This is a genomic window from Streptomyces sp. NPDC107559 (assembly GCF_055657365.1).
Map to the genome: position 1 here is coordinate 39,685 of NZ_JBVKBD010000028.1, position 25,512 is coordinate 65,196.

29 protein-coding genes and 10 pseudogenes are annotated in these 25,512 nt (G+C 68.0%); 17 read left to right on the forward strand and 22 right to left on the reverse strand.

The features are described 5' to 3' along the window. Nucleotides 1-23: 23 nt before the first annotated feature. Entirely contained in the window at nucleotides 24-500 is a 477-nt protein-coding gene (locus tag ACZ7OY_RS41565; protein WP_472250718.1) for an iron chaperone, read from the forward strand. A 134-nt stretch (nucleotides 501-634) separates the two neighbouring features. Here ACZ7OY_RS41565 and ACZ7OY_RS41570 read toward each other — a convergent pair. Then, nucleotides 635-938 (reverse strand): annotated as a pseudogene (locus ACZ7OY_RS41570) (DUF2252 family protein); the annotation flags it as partial. Between the two features lie 27 nt (nucleotides 939-965). Next, nucleotides 966-1,091: a hypothetical protein gene (locus ACZ7OY_RS41575; protein ID WP_472250719.1), complete on the reverse strand. Its 126-nt coding sequence runs from the start codon at nucleotides 1,089-1,091 to the stop codon at nucleotides 966-968. 140 nt (nucleotides 1,092-1,231) lie between these two features. Between ACZ7OY_RS41575 and ACZ7OY_RS41580 the strand changes: the two are divergent. From ACZ7OY_RS41580 to ACZ7OY_RS41595, 4 genes and pseudogenes are all read left to right on the forward strand, one after another. Continuing rightward, a pseudogene (locus ACZ7OY_RS41580) lies at nucleotides 1,232-1,711 on the forward strand (transposase); the annotation flags it as partial. Between the two features lie 20 nt (nucleotides 1,712-1,731). Then, entirely contained in the window at nucleotides 1,732-2,169 is a 438-nt protein-coding gene (locus ACZ7OY_RS41585) for a cytidine/deoxycytidylate deaminase family protein (RefSeq protein WP_472250720.1), read from the forward strand. A gap of 225 nt (nucleotides 2,170-2,394) precedes the next feature. Then, nucleotides 2,395-2,463, forward strand: a pseudogene (locus ACZ7OY_RS41590) (hypothetical protein); the annotation flags it as partial. 319 nt (nucleotides 2,464-2,782) lie between these two features. Continuing rightward, nucleotides 2,783-3,451 (forward strand): Type 1 glutamine amidotransferase-like domain-containing protein, encoded by a 669-nt coding sequence (locus tag ACZ7OY_RS41595; protein ID WP_472250747.1) that lies wholly within the window; start codon nucleotides 2,783-2,785, stop codon nucleotides 3,449-3,451. Nucleotides 3,452-3,603: 152 nt separating this feature from the next. Here ACZ7OY_RS41595 and ACZ7OY_RS41600 read toward each other — a convergent pair whose 3' ends face one another. Continuing rightward, the gene (locus ACZ7OY_RS41600; protein WP_472250721.1) at nucleotides 3,604-3,732 is read right to left on the reverse strand and encodes a hypothetical protein; all 129 of its coding nucleotides are present in this window, start codon (nucleotides 3,730-3,732) and stop codon (nucleotides 3,604-3,606) included. A gap of 123 nt (nucleotides 3,733-3,855) precedes the next feature. Here ACZ7OY_RS41600 and ACZ7OY_RS41605 point away from each other — a divergent pair. Further along, a pseudogene (locus ACZ7OY_RS41605) lies at nucleotides 3,856-4,092 on the forward strand (transposase); the annotation flags it as partial. On the opposite strand, the gene ACZ7OY_RS41610 reads toward ACZ7OY_RS41605, so the two are convergent. The 4 genes from ACZ7OY_RS41610 to ACZ7OY_RS41625 form a co-directional block, all read right to left on the reverse strand. Further along, nucleotides 4,063-4,443: a hypothetical protein gene (locus ACZ7OY_RS41610; protein WP_472250722.1), complete on the reverse strand. Its 381-nt coding sequence runs from the start codon at nucleotides 4,441-4,443 to the stop codon at nucleotides 4,063-4,065. The pseudogene ACZ7OY_RS41605 and the gene ACZ7OY_RS41610 sit on opposite strands and share 30 nt — an antisense overlap. 48 nt (nucleotides 4,444-4,491) lie before the next feature. Continuing rightward, complete coding sequence (locus tag ACZ7OY_RS41615) at nucleotides 4,492-4,644, reverse strand: hypothetical protein (protein ID WP_472250723.1); 153 nt, start codon at nucleotides 4,642-4,644, stop codon at nucleotides 4,492-4,494. Between the two features lie 229 nt (nucleotides 4,645-4,873). Beyond that, nucleotides 4,874-5,008 carry a GNAT family N-acetyltransferase gene (locus tag ACZ7OY_RS41620; protein WP_472250724.1) on the reverse strand — a complete coding sequence of 45 codons (135 nt, stop codon included), beginning with the start codon at nucleotides 5,006-5,008 and terminating at the stop codon, nucleotides 4,874-4,876. A 36-nt stretch (nucleotides 5,009-5,044) separates the two neighbouring features. Continuing rightward, nucleotides 5,045-5,404 (reverse strand): GNAT family N-acetyltransferase, encoded by a 360-nt coding sequence (locus ACZ7OY_RS41625; protein ID WP_472250725.1) that lies wholly within the window; start codon nucleotides 5,402-5,404, stop codon nucleotides 5,045-5,047. Between the two features lie 387 nt (nucleotides 5,405-5,791). On the opposite strand from ACZ7OY_RS41625, the gene ACZ7OY_RS41630 reads away from it, so the two are divergent. Then, nucleotides 5,792-6,358, forward strand: coding sequence for a 2'-5' RNA ligase family protein (locus ACZ7OY_RS41630; protein WP_472250726.1), 567 nt, complete (start codon nucleotides 5,792-5,794; stop codon nucleotides 6,356-6,358). 99 nt (nucleotides 6,359-6,457) lie between these two features. On the opposite strand, the gene ACZ7OY_RS41635 is transcribed toward ACZ7OY_RS41630, so the two are convergent. Then, entirely contained in the window at nucleotides 6,458-6,670 is a 213-nt protein-coding gene (locus ACZ7OY_RS41635; RefSeq protein ID WP_472250727.1) for a hypothetical protein, read from the reverse strand. Nucleotides 6,671-6,693: 23 nt separating this feature from the next. Between ACZ7OY_RS41635 and ACZ7OY_RS41640 the strand changes: the two are divergent. After that, nucleotides 6,694-7,208 (forward strand): annotated as a pseudogene (locus tag ACZ7OY_RS41640) (putative immunity protein). Nucleotides 7,209-7,472: 264 nt separating this feature from the next. Here the strand turns inward: ACZ7OY_RS41640 and ACZ7OY_RS41645 are convergent. Both ACZ7OY_RS41645 and ACZ7OY_RS41650 read right to left on the reverse strand, forming a co-directional pair. Then, nucleotides 7,473-8,093: a hypothetical protein gene (locus ACZ7OY_RS41645; RefSeq protein WP_472250728.1), complete on the reverse strand. Its 621-nt coding sequence runs from the start codon at nucleotides 8,091-8,093 to the stop codon at nucleotides 7,473-7,475. A gap of 144 nt (nucleotides 8,094-8,237) precedes the next feature. Further along, nucleotides 8,238-8,615: a TetR/AcrR family transcriptional regulator gene (locus ACZ7OY_RS41650; RefSeq protein WP_472250729.1), complete on the reverse strand. Its 378-nt coding sequence runs from the start codon at nucleotides 8,613-8,615 to the stop codon at nucleotides 8,238-8,240. 663 nt (nucleotides 8,616-9,278) lie between these two features. Here ACZ7OY_RS41650 and ACZ7OY_RS41655 point away from each other — a divergent pair. Then, a complete protein-coding gene (locus ACZ7OY_RS41655; protein WP_472250730.1) occupies nucleotides 9,279-10,547 on the forward strand; it encodes an FAD-dependent monooxygenase in 1,269 nt (422 codons plus the stop codon). Between the two features lie 125 nt (nucleotides 10,548-10,672). Here ACZ7OY_RS41655 and ACZ7OY_RS41660 read toward each other — a convergent pair whose 3' ends face one another. After that, nucleotides 10,673-11,209 carry a transposase gene (locus tag ACZ7OY_RS41660; RefSeq protein ID WP_472250731.1) on the reverse strand — a complete coding sequence of 179 codons (537 nt, stop codon included), beginning with the start codon at nucleotides 11,207-11,209 and terminating at the stop codon, nucleotides 10,673-10,675. A 447-nt stretch (nucleotides 11,210-11,656) separates the two neighbouring features. On the opposite strand from ACZ7OY_RS41660, the gene ACZ7OY_RS41665 reads away from it, so the two are divergent. Further along, complete coding sequence (locus ACZ7OY_RS41665; protein WP_472250732.1) at nucleotides 11,657-12,517, forward strand: alpha/beta fold hydrolase; 861 nt, start codon at nucleotides 11,657-11,659, stop codon at nucleotides 12,515-12,517. A 229-nt stretch (nucleotides 12,518-12,746) separates the two neighbouring features. Here the strand turns inward: ACZ7OY_RS41665 and ACZ7OY_RS41670 are convergent. After that, a pseudogene (locus ACZ7OY_RS41670) lies at nucleotides 12,747-13,064 on the reverse strand (transposase); the annotation flags it as partial. Between the two features lie 258 nt (nucleotides 13,065-13,322). On the opposite strand from ACZ7OY_RS41670, the gene ACZ7OY_RS41675 reads away from it, so the two are divergent. Beyond that, a complete protein-coding gene (locus ACZ7OY_RS41675) occupies nucleotides 13,323-14,288 on the forward strand; it encodes an alpha/beta fold hydrolase (RefSeq protein ID WP_472250748.1) in 966 nt (321 codons plus the stop codon). 118 nt (nucleotides 14,289-14,406) lie between these two features. Next, nucleotides 14,407-14,892 (forward strand): zinc ribbon domain-containing protein, encoded by a 486-nt coding sequence (locus ACZ7OY_RS41680; RefSeq protein ID WP_472250749.1) that lies wholly within the window; start codon nucleotides 14,407-14,409, stop codon nucleotides 14,890-14,892. Here ACZ7OY_RS41680 and ACZ7OY_RS41685 read toward each other — a convergent pair. The 6 genes and pseudogenes from ACZ7OY_RS41685 to ACZ7OY_RS41710 all read right to left on the reverse strand — a co-directional run. Next, nucleotides 14,825-14,971 carry an antibiotic biosynthesis monooxygenase gene (locus tag ACZ7OY_RS41685; protein ID WP_472250733.1) on the reverse strand — a complete coding sequence of 49 codons (147 nt, stop codon included), beginning with the start codon at nucleotides 14,969-14,971 and terminating at the stop codon, nucleotides 14,825-14,827. The genes ACZ7OY_RS41680 and ACZ7OY_RS41685 overlap by 68 nt on opposite strands. Nucleotides 14,972-14,997: 26 nt before the next feature. Next, nucleotides 14,998-15,585 carry a hypothetical protein gene (locus ACZ7OY_RS41690; protein ID WP_472250734.1) on the reverse strand — a complete coding sequence of 196 codons (588 nt, stop codon included), beginning with the start codon at nucleotides 15,583-15,585 and terminating at the stop codon, nucleotides 14,998-15,000. Continuing rightward, on the reverse strand, nucleotides 15,582-16,166 hold the full coding sequence (locus ACZ7OY_RS41695) for an RNA polymerase sigma factor (RefSeq protein WP_472250735.1): 585 nt from the start codon (nucleotides 16,164-16,166) through the stop codon (nucleotides 15,582-15,584). Before ACZ7OY_RS41695 ends, ACZ7OY_RS41690 begins: the two co-directional genes overlap by 4 nt. Nucleotides 16,167-17,094: 928 nt before the next feature. Then, on the reverse strand, nucleotides 17,095-19,032 hold the full coding sequence (locus ACZ7OY_RS41700) for a HEAT repeat domain-containing protein (RefSeq protein WP_472250736.1): 1,938 nt from the start codon (nucleotides 19,030-19,032) through the stop codon (nucleotides 17,095-17,097). 388 nt (nucleotides 19,033-19,420) lie between these two features. Continuing rightward, nucleotides 19,421-19,870 (reverse strand): SRPBCC family protein, encoded by a 450-nt coding sequence (locus tag ACZ7OY_RS41705; RefSeq protein ID WP_472250737.1) that lies wholly within the window; start codon nucleotides 19,868-19,870, stop codon nucleotides 19,421-19,423. A gap of 15 nt (nucleotides 19,871-19,885) precedes the next feature. Continuing rightward, nucleotides 19,886-19,966: pseudogene (locus ACZ7OY_RS41710) on the reverse strand (hypothetical protein); the annotation flags it as partial. 62 nt (nucleotides 19,967-20,028) lie between these two features. Here ACZ7OY_RS41710 and ACZ7OY_RS41715 point away from each other — a divergent pair. Next, a pseudogene (locus ACZ7OY_RS41715) lies at nucleotides 20,029-20,229 on the forward strand (cupin domain-containing protein); the annotation flags it as partial. 223 nt (nucleotides 20,230-20,452) lie between these two features. Here the strand turns inward: ACZ7OY_RS41715 and tpg are convergent. The 3 genes and pseudogenes from tpg to ACZ7OY_RS41730 all read right to left on the reverse strand — a co-directional run. Then, nucleotides 20,453-20,698: pseudogene (tpg, locus tag ACZ7OY_RS41720) on the reverse strand (telomere-protecting terminal protein Tpg); the annotation flags it as partial. A gap of 301 nt (nucleotides 20,699-20,999) precedes the next feature. Continuing rightward, complete coding sequence (locus tag ACZ7OY_RS41725; RefSeq protein WP_472250738.1) at nucleotides 21,000-21,203, reverse strand: hypothetical protein; 204 nt, start codon at nucleotides 21,201-21,203, stop codon at nucleotides 21,000-21,002. Between the two features lie 3 nt (nucleotides 21,204-21,206). After that, a complete protein-coding gene (locus ACZ7OY_RS41730) occupies nucleotides 21,207-21,353 on the reverse strand; it encodes a hypothetical protein (protein WP_472250739.1) in 147 nt (48 codons plus the stop codon). Between the two features lie 353 nt (nucleotides 21,354-21,706). Here ACZ7OY_RS41730 and ACZ7OY_RS41735 point away from each other — a divergent pair, with 353 nt between their 5' ends. Together ACZ7OY_RS41735 and ACZ7OY_RS41740 are read left to right on the forward strand one after the other, a co-directional pair. Continuing rightward, on the forward strand, nucleotides 21,707-22,330 hold the full coding sequence (locus ACZ7OY_RS41735; RefSeq protein ID WP_472250740.1) for an RNA polymerase sigma factor: 624 nt from the start codon (nucleotides 21,707-21,709) through the stop codon (nucleotides 22,328-22,330). Further along, nucleotides 22,323-23,252, forward strand: coding sequence for a CU044_5270 family protein (locus tag ACZ7OY_RS41740; protein WP_472250741.1), 930 nt, complete (start codon nucleotides 22,323-22,325; stop codon nucleotides 23,250-23,252). Before ACZ7OY_RS41735 ends, ACZ7OY_RS41740 begins: the two co-directional genes overlap by 8 nt. A gap of 446 nt (nucleotides 23,253-23,698) precedes the next feature. On the opposite strand, the pseudogene ACZ7OY_RS41745 reads toward ACZ7OY_RS41740, so the two are convergent. Then, a pseudogene (locus ACZ7OY_RS41745) lies at nucleotides 23,699-24,211 on the reverse strand (transposase); the annotation flags it as partial. Between the two features lie 209 nt (nucleotides 24,212-24,420). Between ACZ7OY_RS41745 and ACZ7OY_RS41750 the strand changes: the two are divergent. Continuing rightward, nucleotides 24,421-24,870, forward strand: a complete 450-nt coding sequence (locus ACZ7OY_RS41750) for a hypothetical protein (RefSeq protein ID WP_472250742.1) — start codon at nucleotides 24,421-24,423, stop codon at nucleotides 24,868-24,870. Between the two features lie 440 nt (nucleotides 24,871-25,310). Further along, nucleotides 25,311-25,512: helix-turn-helix domain-containing protein (locus ACZ7OY_RS41755; RefSeq protein WP_472250743.1), on the forward strand; the 202-nt coding region annotated here is incomplete at its 3' end.

Genomic DNA, 25,512 nt, shown 5'->3' on the forward strand with positions numbered 1-25,512 from the left:
CCGATACACCGAGGAGAGCCACGATGACGAACACGCAGAAGCCCGCCCGCCGCGGAGCGACGGCCGGCACGACGTACGACGGCTTCAGCGCCGAGGAACGCGAGGCGATGAAGGACCACGCCCGGGAACTGAAGACCGCCGCGCGCCGCAGCCCGCGCACGGCCCAGGCGGACGCCGAGAGGGACGTTTTGGCGAAGATCGCCGAGATGACGGACACCGACCGCGCCCTCGCCGGACGCCTCCACGAGATCATCCGGTCCGCCGCCCCGGACCTCACCCCCAAGCTCTGGTATGGCATGCCCGCGTACGCCAGGGACGGCAAGGTCGTCTGCTTCTTCCAGAGCGCGGCGAAGTTCAAGACCCGGTACGCCACGCTCGGCTTCAGCGACCAAGCGCACCTCGACGACGGCGCCATGTGGCCCACCACCTATGCCCTGACCGAACTGACGCCCGCCGTGGAGGCCCGCATCGGCGAACTCCTCGGCGCAGCGGCGGCCTGATCCGCCACGCACACCGGACGGACGACCGGCACCTCCGGCTCCACCTGGTGCGACACCGCCCCGATCGGCTGCTGCTCCCACCGGCGGGAGCAGCAGCGGGGTACCCGGCTCGCACCGTGCGTCCGCGTCCGTGGTCACGTGCCCGGCTGGGCCTTTGGCAGTTCCTCCGCGGGCAGCCGGTCTGCGCGCACCGCGGTCACCAGAGCCTGGTGGTCGCGTTCGTTCTGGTCGGCGTTGCGCCTCCGCGAACGCCGCGAGTGCCCGGTCGAACGCGTCGCCGCCGCCCAGGCAGGCGGCGATCGCGATCCGGTCCCCGGAGCGCGCGTGCACGCGGGCGAGGGTGTTGCCACAGACCTGGCCGAACGTCCGCATGAGCTTCGGGGACATCGTCTCCGCCACCACGATGCCCTTTCAGTCGCCGAGCCGGCGGACGTAGAAGCTCCCGGGACCTTGGAAGGCGCGGCATCAGAGGGTGTCGCTGGGGATCCGGGCGAGCAGGGCGCGGGTCTCGAGGACCACGCGGTCGCTGAACGCGGCGTCGCGCACCTGGGTGGAGCCCAGCATGGGCTTGCCTCTCTCGTCGTAGTACACCCCGAACGGTGTGAGGGGCTCGTCAACGTCCCGGCGAGCAGGCGACCGGCGCGCTTGGGGGTACTCCAGTACTTGATCAGGGGTGCCAGTGGCGCGAGCACGTGCTTCGCCAGGAACCGCAGGGCGGCGGGCGCGTCGCGGCCGACCGCGAACCTCGCCGCAGGCGGCGGGCGACCTACAACCGCTACGGCGGAGTACGGCACCTGTTCGCCGCCCTGGACCTGGCCAAGGACAAGCTCTACGGCCACATCAAGCCGGTCAAGAAGCGCACCCAATTCCTGGAGTTCTGCCGCTACCTACGCACCCTCTACCCATCCCCAGTCCGTATTGCGATTGTCTGTGACAACTATTCCCCGCACCTGACCACAAAGAAGTGTCAGCGGGTCGGCACCTGGGCAGCAGCGAACAATGTCGAGATCGCCTACACCCCGACCAACAGCTCCTGGCTCAACCGCATAGAAGCCCAGTTCACGGCCCTGCGCTACTTCACCCTCGATGGCACCGACCACGCCGGCCACAAGGAGCAGGGCAGCATGATCTGCCGCTACATCATCTGGCGAAACCGCCACGCCGACGACCGGTGCCTGCGCGCCGTCGTCGACAGGACCAACGTTGCCTGAACCGCATGAAGGCAGAGAAGATGACCACACAGACCGACCGCGTCGACCACGAGCTGATCCGGGCAGCGGCGCACGTCGCCGCCACACGCTGCCGGGGCGACAACCACACCATGGCGGCTGCGGCCCGCGCCCGAGACGGCCAGATCATCACCGCGGTGAATGCCTACCACTTCACCGGAGGCCCCTGCGCGGAGCTGGTCCTCATCGGCGCTACTGCCGCCCAGGGCGCCTACGACCTGGACACCATCGTCGCCGTGGGCGACCGCGACCGAGGCGTCGTGCCCCCATGCGGCCGCTGCCGCCAGGTCCTCCTTGACTACTTCCCAGCCCTGAAGGTCATCGTCGGGACAAGCGACGGCCTCCGGATGGTGACCGTCACCGACCTGCTTCCCGAAAGCTACATCTGGGCGGACCACCAGCTCGACGCTGAGGAGAGCGCACCACTCAGCACGAGCTGACGCCCCAGGCGATTACAGGGCAAACGTTGCCTCCTACGGCACCAGTGTGATGCGCCAGAAACCCTGAAGGTTCGTCACCACCCGGTTGGCATGTCGCATCCCGGGCCTTCTACTGTGGCGATCACGCTGTCCGAGGCCGAACGTGCCGAGTTGGTGCGTCGGACGGCATTGCCGCACCGGCGTTCGACTGAGAAGGCCCGCATCATTCTGGCGTGTGCTGAGGGCATGTCGAACGCGGGTGTCGCACGGCTCGTCGGTGTCCAGGCGAAAACGGTCGGCAAGTGGCGTCGGGCCTTCGCCGCAGAGCGGATGGCGGGGCTTGAGGACGCGGGCTGGATCGGCCGGCCGAAGGCCGACTTGGTCCTCGACGATGCTGAGCGCAGGCAGCTGCAGCAGTGGGCACGACAGGCCAGGGCCGCTCAGTTCCTCGCGTTGCGGGCCAAGATCGTGCTGCGTTGCGCGGAGGGCGGCACGAATCAGCAGGCCGCGGCCGACCTCGTCGGGCGAGGTGGTTTTGCCGGTGCAGAAGTCTTGCCGCGTCACAACGATGAGTTTTGTGATGGCCTCCGGTCTACCTGTCAGACCGTTCCATCGCGTTCGCATCGGAGTCATCTTGAAGCTTCTTCTCACATCGGCGGGTATTACCAACGCGAGCATCCAGGACGCGCTTGTGCAGCTGCTGGGCAAGCCGATCGCCGAGTCCGATGCCCTGTGCATCCCCACTGCGGGGTACGGGCACCCGATGGGCAGCCCGGCTGGGGCCTGGCGTTTCATCAGCGGACAGTCCCGCCTGCCTATGTGCGACCTGGGGTGGAAGTCCTTGGGGGTGCTGGAGCTGACCGCGCTGCCCACCATCGGTGAAGAGCGTTGGATCCCGTGGGTCCAGGAGACGGACGTCCTGCTGGTGAACGGCGGCGATGCGCTGTATCTGGCCCACTGGATGCGGCAGTCCGGGCTGGCGGACTTCCTGCCGTCGCTGCCCGAGAAGGTCTGGGTGGGGCTCAGCGCCGGGAGCATGGTGATGACACCCCGCATCGGGGAGTACTTCGTCGAGTGGAAGGCGCCCACCGGCGACGACAGCGCGCTGGGCCTCGTCGACTTCTCGATCTTCCCGCACGTGGATCACGTCGACCTGCCGGAGAACAGCATGGCCGAGGCGGAGAAGTGGGCGACCGGTCTCCCGAATCCGGCGTATGCGATCGACGATGACACCGCCATCACGGTGGTCGACGGTGCGCTGGAGGTCGTCTCTGAGGGCACATGGAGACACTTCCCCGCTTGAGCGAGCGACGCCCGGTGTCCGGCCAGCCCGTCCCTTACCACCAGCGCCGCGTTCGGGCCCAAGCGGCTCCGGGTGACCGATCGCCCGTTGTCGGCGCCTCGCCGAGCAACTCAACGAAGGGGACCCAGCCGGTCTGTTGTGAAGATCGTCGGTCACCTGCTGATCTCGTGCTGGTTGAGGACCAGCAGCGCCCGGACGAGTCGGGTGGCCCACTTCAGGTCGAGGCGGAGCTCGGTCAGCACGTGCCAGTTCTTGAGATGCGCGAAGGCGTTCTCACACACCGCCCGTTCCGCCGCGATCATGGTTGACCAGCTGTTTCGCGGGCGGGAGCTTCTTGCCCCCCGGCTTCTCGTAGCCGGTGATCACGGCTGGGTCGGCATCGGGGCCGCCGTCGTCGAGGCCGACGAAGCCGCGGGACCAGGGGATTCACCCCGATACCGAAGCGGTGGGCGGTCGAGCGGACCTACGACTGGCTGATGCTCCACCGCCGACTGGCCCGCGACTACGAGACCCTCCCGGCCCGCTCCGAAGCCGTGATCCACCTGGCCATGACCGACCTGATGGCCCGTCGCCTCACCGGCGAAGCCACCATCTCCTGGCGCGACCCGACATCATCGGATCAAATCCGCATTACGGGATGAAACGAAGGAAGCAATCGACCTCCAAGTGGAGCCACAGCCGTCGGCGGCGAGGTTGGTCAGGCTGGCGTCGTCGGTCACCTTCACGAGGGAGACGGCGAGGTCGAACCACAAGGGTGAGCCGGTCGCGTTCCAGGGCGATCGCGGAACACCCAGGTACCCACTCCGATCGGTCTTGCTGGTAGTTCTGTTGGGGCGCAGGGAGTCAAGAGCGGCGAAGGTTGCCGAGTGGCTGGGTGCAGGGCCGGCCGGAGTGGGTGTGTCGGCAAGGCGGTCGAGTAGCCGGTCCAGGGCCGCCTGGCCGTCCTCGACGGCTGCCTGCTCATCGTCGGTCAGCGGGATGGACGCAGCCATCTTCTGCAAGTTGCCTTTGGCTTGCAGCAGTTGGGATCGCGTGGATTCCTATGGAGTGTAGAAGTCGCAGCGTGCGCAGGCCATGCGGTGCTGGCATTGCTCGATGAAGGTGCAGCTGCAGTAGCCGTGTCCGCGGTCGTAGTGCTGCCAGGGCTTACCGGCCGCAGCGTCGCCGTCGACCAGGACGTCGATGGTGCGCACGTTGCGCTCCGAAGTAGCTGGCTTCGGAGTAGGCCTTGGACAGGGTGTTGGGTGTGGGTCAAGGTCGCCCTGGCCCGCTTCTTGGCCACATTCGAAGAGCCCGTGCGGCCACTGCCACGTCAGGGCTGTCTGCCGGTGATCAATGGTGGGGCTCTTGTGCGGGAACCGTCCGGGCCGGGAACTGTCCTGCAGGCGAGCAAAAGCGGCTGGCCGAGCATCGGCCCGAGTATCAGGGCCTCAGCAGTGCGCCCACCCACCAGTCGTGCGGCTTGCCGTCGTTGGCGATGCCGCGATCGCGCAGTGTCCCTTCGACGGTGAAGCCAAGTTTCTCGGCGACGGCACGCGAGCCGGTGTTCCCGGCCATGGCCCACCACTCAATGCGGTGGACGTCGAGGATGGCTTAGCCCCAGTCGCACAAGGCCCGAGCGGCCTCCACCGAGTACCCGTGTCCGCGCTGTTCCTTGACCGCCCAGTACCCGAGCTCCCAAACGCCTCGGCTGACGAGGGTCAGGCAGTACGAGCCGACCAGAGCGCCGGTGTCCTTGCGGAACGCGCCGAGAGTGTAGTCCCTGTCCTCGGCCCACTGAGCGGGCAGCTTCTCGCCGACGAGCTCCTCCGCGTCCGCACGCCGATACGGCACCGGCACCGGGGTGTAGAACTGGATGTCCTCGTCCTGGCAGGCTTCGTACACCGCATCCACGTCGGCAGGTGTGAAGGCCCGCAGCACCAGACGGTCGGTTTCAAGCGTCACTGGATTCATCGCGGCAGTATGACCACCGTTAATAAGCGGCGACCATCGAATATCCCGACCGGGCGCCGCCCATCACAACGCCCCCGTGCTGGTCAACGGTCGTCGCACATCCCGGATCAGCTGCCCCCGAGACGAAGCGACTCCCACCCTCGGTCGCGGACCGAGCCGCAACTGCCTTGCCCCGGTCACGCAGCGGCTGTACGAGCTGGTTGATGACCAGGGCAGGCTCGCGTCGTCGGGGCAGGTCTGCGGTGCGATCGAAGCCTTCTGTCTCGGCTCCGCTCCTCGACATCTCGCGCTCTCGCCAGGGGGGCGGTGTCGCCTGATTGGATCGCGGCCATGACATCGGACACCGAGACAATGCGGAATCACTGATGGTGGCGGCCCGGTTGGAGTGTGGGCCGCCACTTCTACACCTGGCACCTCACCTTCGAGGGACAGGACGATGTCCACCGACTGGCCGCTGAATACCGGGCTGCTCTCGCCCCGCTGGGAGAGACCGTCGCCCCGATCCCCGATCAGTGGCTGCACCTCACCATGCAGGGCATCGGCTTTGTGGGCGAGACGAGCGAGAAGGACGTCGACAGGATCGTGGCCGCCGCCGGGGAACGACTCGCCGAAGTCGCGGCCTTCGACGCCGAGATCGGCCCGGCCGTCATCGACCCGGAGGCCATCCTGCTGCACGTCCGCCCGGACACGGCCGTGCGACGGGTACGCGACAGCATCCGCACCGCCATCGGCGACGTCCTCGACGAAGTGCCCGAACACGCCGACAGGTTCACCCCTCACGTATCGGTGGCCTACAGCGCCGGTGACGGGCCGATCGCGCCGGTCGCGACTGCCCTGGCCGGCCTCGATCTCACGCCCGCCCGTGCGCGGATCACCAGTGCCGAGCTGATCGTGCTGCACCGCGACCGGCAGATGTACGAGTGGCAGACTTACGTCACGGTCCCACTGGGTTAGACCCGACAGGTGCCGGGAGCGGGCGGGCTATGTGGGAGGGGCGTCGGCGCGTTTCAGGACGTCTGCCGTCCCGCCTCGGTACGGGGGGCAGCGTGTCGGTCAGCCGCTGGTCATCCCTACTCCCGCGCTGCGGGCCGTACGGAGAGCTGCCAGGTCGGCGTCGTTCTCGCATACGCCACGGGCCGCGGATGCGCACCGTCGGGAGAAGGTGTCCGGGACGACCGCGCAGTACACCTTGCCCTCGAAGTGCTCGGTGATGTCGGTGACCGAGGGGGTCAGATGTGTGGCGCGGGGTTGCAGGCTTCGCTTCATACCAGCAGGAAGGAATACCTGTCTTGATCCTCCCGAAGGTCAGAGACTCTCGCTTCGTGACGATCCGCCGGGGTGGGACTCTCACTGATGCGGACCACCATCTCCTGGCCCTGTGGGCGGCAGCTTGCGCGGAGCACGTTCTTGGCCTGTTCGAGTCGGCTCGGCCTGAGGACCCGCGGCCGCGCCAGGCGATCGAGCATGCCCGCGCCTGGGTGCGTGGCGAGGTCAAGATGATGGAAGCCCGTGCGGCGGGCGGCCACGCGATGGGCGCGGCCAGGGATCTGCGTGGCGCGGCACGGTGTGCCGCCTACGCCGCGGGCCAGGCCGGGGTTGTTGCACAGTTGCCGCACACGAGCTCGGTGCGGCTGCCTATGCGATCAAGGCCGTACGCGCTGCCGCGCCTGATGGCGAGAGTGAGGCTGCAGGGCAGCGTGAGTGCCAGTGGCAGCGTGACCAGCTCCCGGAGTCGATTCGGGAGCTCGTACTTGACGACCAGCGGTTGAGGAACGACATCTGCTGGTCGGTGTTCGACTGCTGAGACTGAACCACCGGCACCTCGCCGAAGAATGCGGCACCTCGCCGATGACGTCCCGCCGGGAAAGCGACCGGCGGGGCGTCGGCATCGGAATTCGTCGACGTCGCGAACGGCCCCTTCGTCGGCATTTGCAACGCCGCGCAACAGTATTGATGCCGCGGGCGGCCTGCAGGGGGCGCTCTGTCACGCAGGATGCGGTCATGCGGATCCGGCCCGGTGGAGGAGGCGGGCCAGGCTCACGCCCGGGGCAGTGGATACGGCGCCGTGTCATGGGTGGATGGGGGTGTGGTGGGTGGTGAGGGCGTGTCGGCGGCGTTCGAAGTCCGGGGTTTCGTCAGTGATGTAGCGGGCGGTCACGGGCCGGTTGTACTGGCCGGTGATGCCACGGGCCGCGCATTCTAGTGCCACTTCGGCGCTGGAGGGCGACTGCGTGTGCCGCCGGTGCTCGGCCCAGATGTTGTGGACGCGCCAGCGCAGGAAGTGGCGGCGCAGGTTGGCGGGGCTGACGGGTCGGCGGCCGCGCCCGAGGAGTCCTTGGCCGGCGAGGTGGGCGGAGAGCTGTTCGGCAGTGGGTTCGGTGCCGTGTTCGCTCTGGTACTGCATCCAGGCGAGGTAGTAGCGGTCGGGCGCGGTGAGTTGTTCTCCATGCGGGCGGCCTTGCGACGTGGGGGGACGTGCCCGGCCTCCCGGCGGCGGAGGCTGCCTGCGCTTGGCCTGCCGGGCCCGTGCGGCAGCCGCGGGAGTGCGGGATGGGTGGTGCGCCGTGGCGCCGTTGCGGGGGCCGGTCGCCTGCGGGCCGGCCACGGAGTCGGGGGCCGGGACGGTGTGGGGTGTGCCCGGGTCGAGGGTGGGGGAGACGCCTGCATGCACCTGGCCTGCGGATGCCATCGGGTTGCCGGACTCCGTGTGGCTGGTCTGTGGGGGTGTGGGGGCTGCCGGGGACGACCGACGCGCTGCGGGGTTCGATGGGCTCGGCGAAGGCTTCGGTGCCGGTGGGATCCTCGATCACGTCGGCGAGCAGCGCCGGGAGGATCAGGCAAGTGGGCATGGCGGAGACGAGCTCGATAGTGCGACAGACGGCCGTGCGGAGGTCGGCTTCGAGGTCGCCGGTCTCGTGGATGGGAGGGAAGGCAGGGGGACTCCCCCGCTGAGGGCCTCGATCACGAGTGCGGCCTTGTTCGGCCACCACCGATAGATGGTGGCCTTGCTGACTCCGGCCCGCCGGGCGATGCCTTCGAAGGTTGGCCGCTGGTATCCGACCTCGCTGAGGAGGTCTTTCGTGGCTCGGAGCACGGCTTCGTGAGATTCCCGGCGACGTCGACGCGAGCCAGGCGCGATGTGGTCGGGCTGGGCGGCGTACTCAGGAGCCAAGGCGCTCTGGCGGCCGTCTTGCCGCCTTGGAGCGTCCACCGCATGTCCCCCTTGTGAGTCACTGGCAGCCTCGTTGATTTTGCCCCGAAAGTGGCCCTATATTGGCGAAACGGTGCGTTTCATACTGTAGGCTCCGCATTGTACTCAATAGTAAGATCCGCAAGCCTGTTCGGAAAATGCTGGGACGTGGTTCAGCAGGTCCGGCGGGTGGATCACCACGCGTCAGACCCGCGCGCAGGATCTGGCGCCTACCGGCGTTCCCCCTGAGCGCCCGAGATCCCCGTTGCGACCCCCGGAAGGGGGACATCATGCGCGCAACCACGAGCAGGATGCGGCGGATGGCCGCTGTGATCTGCACGGCACCATCTTTGCCATCGCGGCCGGAGCCGACGCTGCCGGCGCGGCCGCTTTCCCCTCGTCGTCCCATGTCGCTTCGGCTCCCTCCTGCGGCAGCAAGGGCCTGGGGGATCGCTGCTTCTACGGTGGCGGCTGGGGCTGGGGAGCCCGCGGCGGTGGCGGGTACGGCAGTGGTGACCACGGCGGTGGCGGGTACGGCTACTGACGCTCCAGCGCAGTGAGCTCGCAATCAACGTTCGGCAGTTTCGTGAGTGCCGAATCCGGATGCCCAGACACCTCGGGCATCCGGACCCGTCTGAGGCGGCAGGCCTCCCATACGACTGATAGTCGGGACGGTGGGTAGCGGTGAGGATCGTGTGCGTCGGAGCGGGGCCTGCGGGGCTGTACTTTGCGATCTCGGCCAAGTTGCGCGATGCCGGGCACGAGATCACGGTGTACGACCGTGACCCGCCCGCGGCCACCTACGGCTGGGGCGTCGTGTACTGGGACGACCTGTTGGACGTCCTCTATCGCAACGATCCGGAAAGCGCGCGGGAGGTCACCGCCAGGTCCGTGGTCTGGCAGGACCAGGAGGTGCATGTGCACGGCTCGGGCGGCGAGCAGACGGCGCACTTCGGGGGTTACGGATACAGCATCAGCCGATCTGCATTGCTCGACGTCCTGGCCCGGCGTGCCTCGCAGCTCGGCGTCGACGTCCAGTATGGTCATCGCGTTGCAGATCACACGACGCTTCCCAAAGCGGACCTTCTCGTTGCCGCCGACGGTGCGAACAGCGGGATCCGGGGACAGAGCACAGCGTTCGGGACTCGCATGGAAGTCGGCCTCAATCCCTACATCTGGCTCGGCACGGACCAGGCGTTCCGCAGCTTCGTGTTCAGCTTCGAGCAGACGTCCGCCGGATGGATCTGGTTTCACGCCTACCCCTCGGTCGCGGGAATCAGCACCTGCATCGTCGAATGCTCACCGCAGACCTGGCACAGTCTGGGACTCGACGTGCTCGGCCGAGATCAGGGAGTGCGACTGCTGGAGGACACCTTCAAGCGCGCACTCGACGGCCACCGCTTGATCAGTCGATCACGGGGTGCGCCGGCGCACTGGCAGCGCTTCGCGCACGTGACCAACGAGACCTGGTACCACGGCACGACGGTGCTCGTCGGCGACGCTGCCCACACCACCCACTTCACGCTGGGGTCGGGCACCAGCCTGGCGATCATCGACGCGATCGTCCTCGCACACAGCCTGCAGAAATACCTCGCCGTGGAGGACGCCTTGCGGGAGTACGACCGCCATCGCCGCGTGGAACTCCATCCGGTGCAGGCGGCCTCGCGTACGAGCATGGCGTGGTTCGAGCACTTGGACCAGTACATCGACCGCGACGCTGTGGCTTTCGCGCACGCCATGTCGGTACGCCACGGCAGCCAGAGCCCCTGGCACCACCAACTCCACATTGCCACCCAGATGGCTGCCGTACGCACGGCACGGCGCGCCTTTGCCACTGGCCGACGTTGGTACCTCGCCCGCCGAAGAGGCGACGGGCAAGACGCCCAGTCACGTCAAGCTGGCCGACTACCGTGCCCGCCCGGACTTGATCAACCGGGAAACCGTGACGGGTAGGCAGCGGGGGTACGGGCCTTCGACGCCGCCTTGCAGATCTCCTGCCGACGCGGTCCTGCGCGACGACGTAGCCATGATGGTGAGTCAATCCTTGCTCATGCGGTAATAACTTCGCTGTTCAGGGGCTAGATGAGGGTTTCGTATACACGTTCGCATCTCGCGGACCGGTCGGCCGTATCGGAGCCCCAGTCCTCGTCGACCGGTTCGTCGAGCAGGTGAGGGGATGTGCCGGCGACTTCGTCGAGTGCGGCGCGGACGGCCTCGGTGATCAGCTCCAGGCGGGTCCGGTCGCGCACCGCGGCCAGGACGTGGGTGGAATCGGTGCGCTGCGAGGTGCGCTCGCGCATGAGTCCGGCCTCCTTGAGGCGGGCCAGCGCGAGGTCGAGGAGGCGGTCAGCACGGTCGTCTTCAGTGAGGCGGTCGCGGAAGTCGGCCAGCACGCTGTGATGGAAACTGGGATCGTCCAGCTCCATGGCCATGGCGTGCTTGAAGTCGATGCGACAGCGGACTGCCTCGGCGGCCTGCCGGTCCGAGAGACCGAGTAGGAACTGCAGCGCGCAGACGGTGGCCAGTTGAGCAGGCGAGAGACCTGGACGCCCGTCCCGCGGGTACCAGTCGGCAAAGTCCTCATCGCGCCACAGCCCATCCAGCCGGTCACGCACCCGTAGTGCCGTCGTACCACCCGGGTTGCTCGCCCGCGCAATCTGCGCAGCCAGAGGCGGGACCTGCTCACCGGAACGGGGGCGAAGGGGCAACGGGCACCTCGACAGCTGCATCGGTCGGCGGAACTACCCGAGCATGCCCGTTGACCATGCTGCCGCACCGCGAAATTCCAAGATCCCCGACAGAGTCAAGTTAGGGGGAAAGTATTTCAACCAAGTTTTCCCGTCGGCTGCACGGGAAAACTGAATCCATTGCGATAGGGCGACCTTGAAACCGTCGGGCTCTCTGGAATTCAGTGACGAATTCTTGTGCACCGAAGCCCGCGGCAGTGCTACCGCGGGATTCATGTTTCACTCGAATGGCTCCGGCGCCGGGACAAGCCGTCGGGTGCCATCAAACATGGAATCCCTGGCGTCGCACGACGTCCCCTGCACCGAAGGACCGGCATGCACATATCCCGCGCGTCCCGCCCCACCGTGCACATGGCCCGCTGGGCTGCGGCTCTTGCGGCCGTCTCGGGTCTCGCCTCCGCACTGGTAGTCGAATCGGCGCAGGCCGGTGGTCCGGGCGGTGATCCCGGCCGAGCGAAGCCCACGATCGTGCTGGTGCACGGGGCCTTCGCTGACGCATCGAGCTGGAACGGGGTCGTGCAGCGGCTCCAGCAGAACGGCTACACGGTGGACGCGCCGGCCAACCCGCTTCGGGGCATTCCCCAGGACTCGACCTACCTCGCGAGCTTCCTGAAGTCCGTCAAGGGGCCGATCGTCCTGGTCGGCCATTCCTACGGGGGAGAGGTGATCTCGCAGGCCGCCGTCGGAAACGACAACGTCAAGGCCCTCGTCTACATCAACGCGATCATGCCGGACGTGGGAGAGTCCTTCTCCAGCCTCTCTGCGAAGTTCGCTCCCGCCCCGCTGACCAAGGTCCTCATGCAGGTGCCCTTCCGTAACGGCGACGGCTCCACCGGTACGGACGTCTACGTACAGCCGGACAAGCTGCACCAGGTCTTCGCTGCGGACTTGCCCACCAGTCAGACCAACCTCATGGGAGTCACCCAGCGTCCGATCGCACTGTCGGCGTTCGCGGACAAGCTCACCGGCGCCGCGTGGCGGAACAAGCCCGTGTACGTGCTCGTCGGCAGGCAGGACCAGTCGATCAACCCGGCCTTGGAGTTGTTCGAGGCGAAGCGGGCGGGCGCCCGGAAGACAGTGGAGATCAACTCCTCGCACGTGTCCCTCGTCTCCCACCCGCAGGCGGTCAAGAACCTGATCGTCGACGCTGCCGAGGATTACATGTGGCCGAAGTGAAACAGGGCGGCCGTATGTGGGTCCGTCGGCTTTCTGATGAGCCCTGATGCAATTTTCCTGCCGTTAGTCACGGAATCAGAGGTCAATGAGAAGGCTCTGGTCGGCGGTCATGAAGTGGTTGGAGCCACAGGATTTGACCGTGGCGATTCCCCGAAATGTTCCACTGGTCGCCCCCCGCCGAGTCACTCGCGACGCTGGGCGCCATCCCTCACCGCCGAGCCACCGCCGCTCAGCCCTGATCAAGAGGAAAGCCGGGGTGTACCGACGGCTGCTCGGTGATCTCGTTCCGAGGCTGTACGGTCAGTTCGCCGGGCAGGGTGGTGTCGCCGGACTCTGACTCGACCGGGTGGAGGACGCCCTTGGCGACCAGACCAAGCCCCACGCAGCGGCGGGTCACGGTCCACTCGTCGATCTTCTCGGCCAGGACCGCTCAGACGAGGCGGATCACGGCGGTGCGGCCGACGGGAAAGCCGACCACGTCGGTGCGACGCCGAATCTCCTTGCCCAGCCGCTCCTGCGGATCGTTTGACCAGATCCGCCGCCAGATCGTCGCCCGGGGAACGTGGCGGCGCGCGTAGTCGACGACGCGCTCGACGGAAACCTCCGCCTGCGCGGAGTGGTCCCCCTGGCGCCGGATGACGAGTTCCCCGTCGAACGCCCAGGGGTGCCGCTGCTCCGGAGGCATCGACCTACTGCTGGTTAAGCACCGCTCCGCGACCACGGCGGGCGATCACTCCGCGGTCGGTGGGATGGCGCGTAGCGTGAGTTACGTACCGAACCGCACCCTGGAAGGGGGCGCGTGACCATGGTCGAGCACCGCACGCATACCGTTGGAGGGCTTCAGCTGCACACCGCGGAGGACGGAGAGGGGCCCCTGGTCCTCCTGCTCCACGGCTTTCCCGAATGCTGGTACAACTGGCGCCATCAGTTCACGCCCCTGGCTGGGGCCGGATACCACGTCGTCGCCCCTGACCAGCGCGGTTATGCCCGCAGCGACCGGCCCGCCGCGGTTGAGGAATACACCACCCTGCACCTCGTCGGTGACGTCATCGGCCTGATCCATACACTCGGCGCACAGCAGGCCGTGGTCATCGGCCACGACCTGGGCGCCATGGTCGCATGGTCCACCGCGCTGATGCGGCCCGACGTCATCCGGGGGGTCGTGGGCCTCAGCGTCCCGCCGCCGCGGCGCGGTCCGATCCCTCCGCTGCAGGCGATGCACCAGCTGTTCGGCGGCCAGTTCTACTGGAACTACTTCCAGACCCCCGGCGTCGCCGACGTCGAGCTCGCGAAGGACCCGCACGCCACCTTCCGCCGCGTGATGTATGGCCTCTGCGGAGACAACCCGCACAGTGACCCGCCGATCGAGCCGCTGGTCCCACCGGGCAAGGGATTCCTGGACCTCTTCGAGGACCCCGAGGAACTTCCCGCCTGGCTCACCGGGACCGACATCGACACACTCGCGACGGAGTTCACCGAAGCCGGGTTCACCAGTGCCCTCAACTGGTACCGCAACTTCGACCGCAACTGGCAGCTGACCGCCCCATGGGACGGCGCGCAGTATGGGATGCCCGGCCGCTATCTCACCGGCGATCGGGACCTGGTCTACGGATTCCCGGGGATGGACCGAATCATCCCCGCCCTGCCCGCGCTCCACCCGACCGTCGGACCGGCGCACATCCTGTTCGGCTGCGGGCACTGGATTGCCGAGGAACGCCCCAACGAGGTGAATGCAGCGCTACTCGAATTCCTCGGATCCCTGAAGAGCTGACGATCAGTCGGCTGTCCCCGGAGCAGACCTCCCGGCCGACCCAGCCGCTCCCGCCGGATTCGGCGAGATCCGCCGCCAGCTCCACTACAAAACCCGCCAGCGCCACGCCACCCGGCTCATCGTGGCGAGCCGCTGGTACCCCTCCTCCAAGACCTGCTCCGGGTGCGGCACGGTGAAAGCCAAGCTGCCGCTGCACGTTCGGACCTACCAGTGCGATGCCTGCCATCTGGTCATCGACCGGGACGGCAACGCCGCACGCAACCTCGCCGCCCTCGCGGCAGCCTGCATGACTGGTACCGGAGTGGCCGGCGAACAGGACACCCCCGAGCGGGTGTCGAAGCCTCGCGGAGCCGACCAGAAGACCCGCCCCCCCCGCCCCCGCCGTAAGGCGGAGGCGGGGGGCAGGTGGCGCAACCCTGCCGCACCAGCAGCAGGAGGAAACGAGAGACCGCACTCAAGCCGAGCCCCTGATGCTCTGGTGATGAGACGGACCTTCCAGGCCGAAATGCCCGGAATGCTGAGACCTGACTACGAACTCAGCAACGGTTGGCGATACTCCTGGACCATTCGAAGAAGAGGTTGCCGGGCTCGCGGCGGGGGCTGAGGGTGAAGTCCTCCACACGGTCGAGCCAGCTCTCGCTGTACTTCCGACGGACGGTGAACTTGACGGCGATGGAGATCATGACTGGTTTCTCCAGCACGGCCCGGGTCATTGGTCCCGGAACGCCTGGCGGTACAGATCCCGCATCGTCGGCTCGGCCCAGACCGTGCCGCCGCACGTGTCGATCCTGCCGTGCTGGGCAACGACGAGGTAGCTGTCACCGGTACTGAACGAGACGGCTTCCAGATTCTCGGCATGATCCACTGTCACGGTGCGCCCGTCTCCTCCTCCGCGGTACCAGTGCTCGACCCGGAACGTGACCTGCTGACCCGTCACAGAGGTCACCGCCCCTTCAAAGGCGATGGTGTTGGTGCGCAGCATGTCGACGCTGGGAGCAGCACACTTGGCCGCTCCGTCTGCCGCATGCACCCTCAGCACGAGTGGGGCCGCAGATGGAGAGGAGGCAGGGGAGCGGGTGCCCTGCCAGGCGAGGGTACCTGCCGTCGTCAGCGCGACGGCGGCCGCCGCGGCCAGCAGCAGTGGCCGCCGGGGGCGTCGTGTACCGTTTTTCTGCGCGGGAACCTGGGTTGTAGTCATGGCAGCCTCCAAGAGCCGGTCGACATCAGGCGGAGGAGTGCCGCCAACCAGCGCGGGATCCGCGGCCCTGAGGCGGGCAAGCAGTTGGTCCTCGTTCACCGGGTACTCCTTCCGTCAGCCGTTTCGTGTCCGGCAGACAGGCCGTTCTTTCCTTCGAGCAGCACGGCCAGCTTCTTCTTCGCCCGGTGCAGGCGAATACTCACTGCGTTGGCACTCAGGCCCGTCACCTCGGCAATGGCACGAGGCGCGAGCTCTTCCCACGCCCACAGCAACACCACCTCACGGTCCGTCTCGCTGAGTGCGCCGAGGGCGGCGTGCAGTTGCTCGTGGTCGCCGTAGTGCGGCTGTACGGTCGGGACGGCAGCCGCCCGGGTCAGCCGTTCCACCAGCCGAAGGCGACGCCTGTCAGCTCTGCGCGCATTGGACAGGCACCCCCGGGCCACGCCGTAACACCAGGGCAGAACCTCGTCGGCAGCCGGCACAGGTCCCACATGCAGACCGGGCACGTCGTCCAGGCGGCGCCACAGGACGAGCATGGACTCCGCGAGGATGTCGTCGACCTGGTCGGCATCAGCCCGTCTCTGTAGGTAGCGGTGCAGCGGTTCCGCCACGACGCGGGCCAGCCGCTCATACCGCTGCTCGCGGGAACGGGCGGGCTCCTGTTCTTTGATCGATTCCACACGCCTACCTGTCCGCACCCGAGCCGTTTCTTTCACGGTTCTGCAGATCGCTCTCATTGCCGCTGGGCGCTGCGAACCGCGGGCTGGCCAGCACAAGGCTACGGCTGCTGATAGCTCAGCCGCCCACACCGGACCAATGCGGGGGATGGGCAGGACCGGCGGCCCGGAGGAGATGGCCCTCTTGCGCACCGCGAAGGGGTTCACGTCCGGGGATCGTCGCGTATCCCGCCGAGGCCAACCCGTCATCCACGGCGCTCGTCGCACTCACAGCGGCCTTCCCGGCCTCGATGCCACTCGTCCCGTCAGCCATCAACTGTCGCTTTCAGATCGGGAGTTGAACCGAACGTCTTACAGTCCCAGGACCGGGGAAATTGCGTGATCGTTCATACCAGAGGCTGTTCAGCGTGCCCGTCGTGCGAGCCGAAGCGGGCCGTCTCGTCCCGGCGGTGGCGTCGGCACGTCCACCGCCGGGGCTGGCAGTCTGGTTCCTGCCCGCTGTACATGCGAGGTGGTGACGCGGTGACCCGTATGGACGGCGACGGTGTGGCAAAAGCCCAGGCGGCGGGCAGCCATGTGCAGTTCGCGTCCGCCGTACACCTCGTCGGGGGCCATCCAGCGGACGTGGATGCCGGGGGCACGCGCGCGCTCGGGCGTGCCGGCGGTCGGCGGCGGCTTGGTCGCAAACGCCCGTTCGTCGGGGATGTGCATGAGTAGGCGCCGCTCTTCGTCGACGGCCCCGGCCGCGGGCAGGTACAGCTCTCGAAACGATTACCGCATTCTGTGCCGGGAGGCACAGGTGAGGTGGACGGCGAGTGCGCGGCGCGGCCCGCAGCGCATTCCGACCTAGGCGCGGCAGCGGATGATGCCCGGCATGCTGTCCGGCCCGAAGGCACTGGGCTCGCTGTCAGCATTGCCCCCTGGTCGGTCGCTATGGCAGGGCGAGGAGGTCGTCGATTGCGGAGCGGATTTCCTCGTCTTGTATGAGGGCCCGGTAGTCCTGGTACTTCGACAGACGCCGGTCGGATTCCCGCACCGTGCGCAGAGTCGTCCGGGCCGCAGGTGAGATCGTGCCGATCTTGGCGAGGGCGCGCAGCGCGTAGAAGAAGGAGCCGTAGGCGTCGCTGCCAGTGGCGATGGGAAGGAGGTACTCCTCCATGACAGATCCAGTTGGCTCCGGCTCGCCGGTGATGGACCACAGTGCGACCGCCGCGTGTAGCCGCAGCCAGTTGTCGCCGTGTTCCATGACATGCCGTACTCGGTCGGCGTAGCGCGCGGCCGCCGGTCCGAAATCGCCGAGGAGGCTGACGGGACCGTACTGCGGCTTGTCCTCGGTCAAGACCGCTTCGCCGATGAGCTGCAGCGCTGCGTCGCGGTCGCCGCCCAGGCGCCAGACTGCCCACGCCACCTTGTGATGATTGCCGGGGAAGTCGAGGACCGTGCAGCGGCGCACGGCGGGCTCGGCTGACTTTGCAGCTGGTCCCATTGCCACCAGCGCATCGACTGCGTGCAGCGAGTATCGGGTGTCGTTCAGCAGGGCTACGACTTCAGGCAGCGCGGGCGCCGAGGCCGGCCCCCACGTTGTGAGGACGTCCAGTAAGCAGCAGGTCAGCGAGCCACCCAGGCCGTCGTTGCGGAGCAACTCCCGTATTGCGGGTAGCAGGGCCTGCGCGTGCGCGCGTAGCGGGGTCAGGACGTCCTTGACCTCCGGCAGATGTGGGTCGCCTGAGATGTACCCGCGTGAGTACTGGCCCCGGTATGGCGCGTAGAGCCGCTCGACCAGCCCTGGCAGGGCGCGCTCGTCGCCGATGCGGGTCAGCGCCCAGCGGGCGTGGTCGCCGACGGTGCCCTCAAGAAACTCGGCCTCGCCCGGGTCGTCGAGGAGCGCGGCCAACTCGTCTGCATACGGAGCCGCCCGCGAACCCAGCACAGCCAGCACATGGGCCGCGCGGTAGCGTACGCCGTCGTCCGGCTCGGCGAGCAACGCGCCCGCGAGCGGCAACAGCGCGGATGCCGCGGACGGCTGGACCACCAGCAGCTGCCATGCCTCGTCCAGCGCGGCGCGGCACGGCAGGGTGTCTCCGTTGCGGCGCGCTGCGCCGATGAGCCGGACGACGAAGGCGAGTGCCGTGCGCGGAGCGCCCTCGAACAGGTGGGCAGTCCGGGAGATGACCTCCTCACGGGTGAAGGAACTGTCGATGCCCGGCATGTACCAGATCGCCTCGAACTGCCAACGCACGGCTGGGTCGGACAGGATCTCCACCAGCAGGTCCAGCTCACGGACCGGCACCTGGGGATCGAACGCGGCCCAGGCGTGCACGGCCGCGACCCGCATGACGGGATCCTCCGTACGCAGCACCTCGGCCACCACCGCCCGCACCCGGTCTGTCGGCCCGTCCTGGGCGGAGCCGGCTGTGGCCATCCCCAGCGCGAGCAGCACAGGCAGCCGCACCGTCGGGTCCGTCTCGGCGTGCCACCGCTCCAGCAGCACGCCGACACCCTTTCCGAGGGGCAGGGCTTCTCTGCGTACCTCGGGCAGGGGGTCCGCGAGCAGCGCCTGGATCTGCGGGCGCTGGGCCCGCCATGTCTTTTGCCACCCCGCGTCCACCAAGCCCGCGTCGGCTTCGGCCACCGCCATGGACAAACTCGCCAGCAGCTCGACGAGTGTGGCCCGGGCGCCCATGTCCGGATTGCCAGCCAGTGCAACGACGAACGGCAGCGCGGCGGTTTCGACGGAGGCCACGCGTCCGGTGCCCAGCGCGAAGCAGTCGAAGAGGGGATAGCAGTCTTCCTCGGTCGCCGACCCGCCTTTGAGCGCCAGGCGACGCAGCGCTCGCCGCATCTCCTTGGCCGGGTAGTGCTCGAGCACCGACTCCAGCCGCTCCCACGGGACATCGTCCAGCGCCTCAAGCGCTATACCTGCCGCTCATACCCCCGTGACCTCGCCAATCGGCTCCCCGACGGACATCTTGTCATCGAAAGTCTGCCGTTGCATGATCGCTGGACTGGGTGCCCATCTGCCCTCTGGCCGTCGTTTGCAAAAGTCAGCGCGGTGCTGCGCGAGCTTGCGGTCCAGACTGGTCCGCACGCGGGCATGGTGACCGCTGAGGTGAGCGGGTTCGCCGCCGATCAAGTCGGGGTCGATCCGGAGTGCGCACCGAGGTGCCTGACCCGGTCCAGGCTGTGTACGAGACTCCCGGGTGATCCGCCGCGATGCTCGGGCGGGCCCTGGCTGAACGCGTGCTGCGGCGTAGGCATCACTGAGCCGGCCTGCACTCCTCGGCATAGCGGGCCAGCCCTTCCGCCATGCCCTGCATGAACTTCTGGAGGTAGCGCGGCATGACCCAGCGCAACAGCCAGCTCGTCTCGTACTCGCCGTACCAGTGGATGACCGTGCCTGAGCCCGCTGTCGGCTTCAGCTCGATGCGCGCGTGATAGTTGTGCATCGACGAGTTGAACGCGTCTTCGTAGCCCAAGAGGCGTCGCTCGACCTTCTCAGTCAGCCGCTCCCCGGTCACGGTGCGTCCCGTGCGGAAAGCCCGGACGGCACCGACGCCGTCGTCGCCGCCGGGGTCGAGGTCGACCGACAGTGTCGTGTCCAGACTGTCCACCTTGGACCACAGCGGCCAGCTTGCGGCGTCGACCAGCAGCTTCCAGACGATGTCCGGCGAGGCGCTGGTGGTCACTGTGACGTTGTATGTGTGCATGGTAGAGGGCTCCTGTCAGTGGATGCGGGCAGCGTCCCCGGCCAAAAAGACCCGGCGGACGCGGTAGCGGTCGGCCGGGCACACGTTGATCTGGGAGGGCGAGAGCCACCCTCAACTTCCCTTGCAGGCACGGTCTCTACACTACGAGGGGAAGGTCACGGCTGCGGCTCGTGATCGGCGAGCGCGACCTGAAACTGCCGCCCGGTGAGGCAGCCGAGTTCGACACGTCCCTGCCTCACTGGCTGGACAGCGCCGACGGCGGCGCGGTTGAGTTTCTCATCCGGTTCGGCCTGCAAGAGGTGCGTGCGCACATACGCACCGAGTCTCACCGATCGCCGCAGGCCGGGAGCCTGCGGTGAACTCAGCAAGAGATTCTGTATGCGCGTCGTTGACGCAGGCCTTCGCGAGGAAGACGACCAGGCCGTGGTCGCTGTACGCCACGCCCGGGGATCTCGCGCCGAGCAGCTGGCCACAGCCATCGACGACGGGCCGCGGCCTCCCAGTGACAACAAGCCTGCCTACGTGACAGCTATCGCGCTTTGGCTCACCATCGACGGGCGCGGGCTGCTCCAGACACGGCTGCTACAGCTCGAACTCCAGGTGCTCGACATCCGTGAAACGGACTTCCAGGCTTCCGGCGCGCCAGCCACCGTCCTGGAAGTAGACCTCTCTGAGCGCCTCGGCGGCGATTTCCTTGAGCTCTTGGTCGCCGGCGCCGGCTTCTTGGGCGTCGAAGAGGCGGGCGGCGTAGTGGGGTGGGAGGGCGACGGTGAGGTGGCGGATGCGGTCATGGTCGGTTGACCCGATTGCGACGGGCAGGCCATAACGCTCCAGGGCGGCCTCAGTGAGGACGAGCAGCGGGTCGCCGTCCTTGCCGGGGCCGGACAGCCTCGGCTGACCGAGCTGCGCTTCCTTCAGCGTCCAGTCCACCAAGGACGGCAGGGACTTGGCGGGCACCTCCAGGATCAGGCCGCCGGTGCAGAACGCCAGCACCTGACCGTTCTCGACGCCGATGACCGCCAGCGGCCCGTTCACGAACCGCGGGTCGCCCCCCTCAGCCGGTGTCCCGGCCGGGGCGCGGGCCCCGGCCATCATCCGGGGCCCGCGCCCTGCGCGCCCGTGTCGCTGCTCAAGCAGCCCCGGCCCGAGGGGGCTTGCGTCCTCCCATCCGGTGGCTCCACTCGTGCCGGATGTCTTGCTCGGCGGGCCCGCGCAGGTTCGTGCCGGTGGGGTCGTGCAGATTCTTGAAACGTTCGTTGTCGTACCAGGAGTAGTTCTTGTCCCACACCCGGGACAGAGCGTCCAGCCAGTCCTGGTGCTCACGCTCGGGCACGTCTCAGACCATGAGGAAGGCCAGCATCTGATCCTTGTTGAGCATGGTGACGCCAGCGAGCATGCGGCGCATCGTGCTGCGGGGAAGACGCCCCAGACCGGCCCGGCGCTCCATCTCACGCAGCGGCATCGCTCCGGCTCGCTGGTACATCGCGCAGAGCGGCACGCAGTTCCGCCGCGTTCTCCACCAGCCGGGGCCGGGGCTCCCTGCCCAGCGCATGTACGGGGCCGCGTTCCACGGCGCGTGCGTTGCGACAGCACCGGCGGGCCTGATCCAATGATCCGCCGCAGGCCACGGCGTACGCCTCCACCACTGGCAGGCGCGGGACGCGCTTGCCGCTCGCAGCACACTGCAGCGTGGTGGCCGAGTACGCGCCTGAAGTTTTCGCAGCGAGGCGGCGACTGAACGACCAGCCCCGACATGGACACGACATCCAGCGTGAACTCGGCGGGGCCCACCGGGGAAGAGAGAGTGTGACCATATACGTCAGAGACGGAGACCCCGTGACCGGCCCACCGGACGTCGGGCACGACGATCACGAGCACCACCACGATGACTCGTCCGCCATTGCCCAGTCCCTGCGACGGCCCGAGGTCTTCGCCGTGTTGTACAACCGGTACGCCGCCGATGTCCACGGCTACGTCATGCGGCGGCTCGGCGACGCGGCCGCCGACGACCTTACGGCCGACACCTTCCTCACAGCGTTCCGGGCCCGCTCACGCTACGACCTGACCCGCACGAACGCCCGGCCCTGGTTCTACGGCATCGCCGCCAACCTGATCAGCAAGCAGCGCCGCACCGAGGAGCGCGCCCTGAGGGCGCTCGCCCGCACCGGCCACGACTCGGTCACCGAGTCCTGGGTCGATCACGCGGACGACCGGGTCACCGCGCAGGCCGCCCACCGCCTCCTCGCCGGCGCGCTCGCCTCGCTGTCCGGCGGCGACCGGCACGCACTGCTCCTCGTCGCATGGGCCGACTTCAGCTATCAGGAGGTCGCCGAGGCGCTCGCCATCCCGGTCGGCACCGTCCGTTCCCGGCTCAACCGGGCGCGCAGGAAGGTGCGCTCCGCGCTGGGCGACAACCCCACTCTCGTGCAGGATTTCGCCCCGGAGGCCGGCCATGGATGAGATGACGACGCTGAAGAGCTTCCGGCCGGACGCGCCCGCCGCTGACCGGGCCCGGCTGGCGCCTGGGCGGCAGAGGCTGCTGGATGCCGCCGCCGAACAGAGGCAGCGGCGCCGCTTTTGGCCACGGGCCGGCTGGAAGCTCGCCGCGGCGGGCGCTGCCGCCGGGGTGGCGGTGGCGGCGGTGCTGGTGGCGCAGGTGGCACCGCCGAACGACACCCACCGGGTAGAGGCCGAGCACGCCACGTCTCCCGAACCCACCGACGGTCAGTGGCTCTACCAGAAGACCCTGATGCGGCAGTCGACACTCAACTTCCGCGACGACCTCAATCCCGTTCCCCAGAAGGGCGCCCCGCCATACACGGAATTCACGCAGGAGACCTGGACGCAGTACGGCAGCGGCAAGACCCGCCGCATGCTGCCGCACGGCGTCCTGGATTCGGTGATCGGCGAGGCGAACACCGGATCGCCGAAGAAGCTGCGTCAGAAGCTGGAGAAACTGCCGAGCGAGCCGCAGCAACTGCTGCGCTCCCTCCGTGAGGTGATCCGTTTCGGAGGCGATTACCAGCGGATCCAGTACACATTCTCCAGCACGAACACCATTCCGTCCGAGGTCCGCCTGTCGCTCTTCCGCGCCCTCAAAACGATCCCCGGCGTGGTGGTCCGTCCACAGCTCGTCCAGGACGCAATGGGCAGGCCCGCCCTGGCCATCCACCCCTCGGACGACAACCCGTTCACCAGAGAGACCCACCGCCGCGACGAGCTGCTCCTCGATCCAAAGACCTACGAGTACCGGGGCGAACGCACGATAATGCTCGTCGGCGGAATGATCGACTCCAAGGTCACGACAGAGGAAACCCTGATCAGCGTCTCAGCCGTGCAGAGGTTCGCGACTGCCGTGAACGAGCCCGGCGTGCGTCCCTGAACTTGTCTTCTCTGACAGCGAGGCCGATGACAGCACCACCAATCCCGCCGAAGCCCTCTTGCCGACAGGGACACGGACACGGGCAGCACCGGCGCCTGTCACTGAGCGTCGTGGTCGGCCCCTCCGGCCGGCCACGGCGCACCTGGTGTCGCTGACGGCGGGGATTCCCGTTCCGACGGACGAGGCCGAGGAGCGTGCGGGCTTCTGGTTCCGGTTCTGGCAGGCCTCGGGGACCTCGTGCTTCATGCCGGTCAACATGAAGCACTCGGTCGTGACTGCCCTGGACGGCAACGGAACCTCACTGGCGGACCGGCCCCTGACGGGCCTGTCCGAGATGAGCCCCGAGGTGGGCGGCGACGGCCGCGGTCGTGGGGACGGTCCTGGCCGAGCAGACGAGCCCGTTGAAGAAACCGGAACAGCTCGGTGAGCTGTGGCTGCGAGACGTGCAGCCGGATCCGGGAGCGCAGGCCGATCGGCGGAACGACCGGCGGCAGCGGGACCATCGCCTGGTAGTCGGACTCCAGCAGGTCGGCCGGCCGACCCTGGATCGCGCGGACGGTCCGCGCGTTCGCCCTGGTAGGCCAGTCCTCCAGCCGCCGGTTGAAGTCCGCTGGCGAGGCGAACAGACGGCCCGGCAGGAACGAGGACTCCAGGCACTGGTTGTTGTGCTCGACCAGGCCCTTGACCTCAGGGGCACGGGGCGGGGCGAGCCTGATCCTGGTCGCCAGCGTGCCGGCGAAGGCCGCCGCTGAGGCGGTCACCCTCCCCGTCCCGCCGACCGCGGCCTCACGGTCCCAGACCAGCGTCTTCGGCACTCGGCCGATCCCGTGGATCAGCGACCACATGCCCGACAAGATGTCCCCGGCCTGCCGGGACGGGATCATCACGGCGGACAGAAACCGGGAGAAGCCACAGGCCATCACCGGCAGCACCCGCTGCTGACCGGACCCAACCGGCACACCCGCGCCTCCGCCGTCGGCTACGACAAGGCCAGCGCCGACGACCGAAAGCACAAGCTCGAGGTTGCCGGTGCCACCCACATCGAGATCGTGCCCATTCAGCCACGGCCGCTGCCCGAACCGGGGGCCTGACGCGCGAACGCCCAGCCCCGCGCAAGGCTGGCACCACGGATGTCTAGACTTTCGCCCCCACGCACCGAGGGGGGCACATGACCAGCGAATCAGAGCCGCGAAGACCGCGGCGATACGCCATAGCCAGCGGCGTCCTCGCCGCCATTCTTGCCGCGCAGACGGCGGCAATCGTCGCCCAACAGCTGCAGATCAGCGATCTCAAAACCCAGCGCGCCACGCCTGGACCGGCAGGCCCTTCAGGACCCCCCGGCCCGGCAGGCCTCCCGGGCCTACGAGGCCCGGCAGGCCCGGCCGGCCGCGACGGCAAGGACGGGACGAACGTCGCCACGCTTCAGGACACCGCACCCGAGGTACAGCTCACCGAGACCGAGGCTCAAGCCCACTGCGAGACCGTCGCCGAACAGGCTTATCCGAGCAACAGCGACAGCGGCGACAAGTCCCTCGACGACCTCACCGACATGTTCAGCGCCACGATGCATGAGAAGACGTTCAAGCAGTGCATGGGTGAGCAGGGGTACCCGCAGTAGCCCACACGCACGCCGCCCCCGAGTCTGGGGCCGGCGCCAGCGTCACGATAGAAGCCCCGCCGAGACGGGGGAGCCCGGCGGGGCCTGACCTGAGTGTGGCGCGGGGCGCACAGGCCGCCCCGGAGGGGTGGATATACCCCTGACTCCAAGTAGCCCAACTGATCGTTTCAGAATGCCGCTCGACGGAGAAGCCGGAAGCCCCCGCGTGACAATCGCTTCGAGCGTGAACGGGGGAGGCCACATGGAACGGAGCTCGGCTGCGGAAAACCGGACGCGGTGGCAGCGCGAGATCTTGTGATCGGATACATCGACGCCCTCAACGCGGTTGACGGGCTGGGCTCGGCGCAAGCCTCGTCCTTCAGGGCGGGGTAAGCCGGAATGGTCCGCAGGGCGAGGCTGTCCAGGCCGGTGTTGTCAGTGCCGGGCAGTAGTTTGTTCACATGCAGCTCCGGTACAACTTCCGCGTGTATCCCGAGCCCGCACAGCGTGTTGCGCTGGCCAGGGCGTTCGGGTGTGCCCGCGTGGTTTTCAACGACGGCCTTCGGGTCCGTCGGGAAGCACACGCGGCGGGGCTGCCGTATATCAAGGACACCGACCTTCAAAAGCAGGTCATCACTGCCGCCAAGCGCACCGGGGAACGCG

Bases quoted from the DNA above. Each gene is read 5' to 3' on its own strand.
- ACZ7OY_RS41565 (WP_472250718.1), top strand. From the start codon at position 24: ATGACGAACACGCAGAAGCCCGCCCGCCGCGGAGCGACGGCCGGCACG.
- ACZ7OY_RS41585 (WP_472250720.1), top strand. From the start codon at position 1,732: ATGACCACACAGACCGACCGCGTCGACCACGAGCTGATCCGGGCAGCG.
- ACZ7OY_RS41610 (WP_472250722.1), bottom strand. From the start codon at position 4,443: ATGGCTGCGTCCATCCCGCTGACCGACGATGAGCAGGCAGCCGTCGAG.
- ACZ7OY_RS41620 (WP_472250724.1), bottom strand. From the start codon at position 5,008: ATGGCCGGGAACACCGGCTCGCGTGCCGTCGCCGAGAAACTTGGCTTC.
- ACZ7OY_RS41625 (WP_472250725.1), bottom strand. From the start codon at position 5,404: ATGAATCCAGTGACGCTTGAAACCGACCGTCTGGTGCTGCGGGCCTTC.
- ACZ7OY_RS41635 (WP_472250727.1), bottom strand. From the start codon at position 6,670: ATGAAGCGAAGCCTGCAACCCCGCGCCACACATCTGACCCCCTCGGTC.
- ACZ7OY_RS41645 (WP_472250728.1), bottom strand. From the start codon at position 8,093: ATGGCATCCGCAGGCCAGGTGCATGCAGGCGTCTCCCCCACCCTCGAC.
- ACZ7OY_RS41665 (WP_472250732.1), top strand. From the start codon at position 11,657: ATGCACATATCCCGCGCGTCCCGCCCCACCGTGCACATGGCCCGCTGG.
- ACZ7OY_RS41675 (WP_472250748.1), top strand. From the start codon at position 13,323: ATGGTCGAGCACCGCACGCATACCGTTGGAGGGCTTCAGCTGCACACC.
- ACZ7OY_RS41685 (WP_472250733.1), bottom strand. From the start codon at position 14,971: ATGATCTCCATCGCCGTCAAGTTCACCGTCCGTCGGAAGTACAGCGAG.
- ACZ7OY_RS41705 (WP_472250737.1), bottom strand. From the start codon at position 19,870: ATGCACACATACAACGTCACAGTGACCACCAGCGCCTCGCCGGACATC.
- ACZ7OY_RS41730 (WP_472250739.1), bottom strand. From the start codon at position 21,353: ATGTACCAGCGAGCCGGAGCGATGCCGCTGCGTGAGATGGAGCGCCGG.
- ACZ7OY_RS41740 (WP_472250741.1), top strand. From the start codon at position 22,323: ATGGATGAGATGACGACGCTGAAGAGCTTCCGGCCGGACGCGCCCGCC.
- ACZ7OY_RS41750 (WP_472250742.1), top strand. From the start codon at position 24,421: ATGACCAGCGAATCAGAGCCGCGAAGACCGCGGCGATACGCCATAGCC.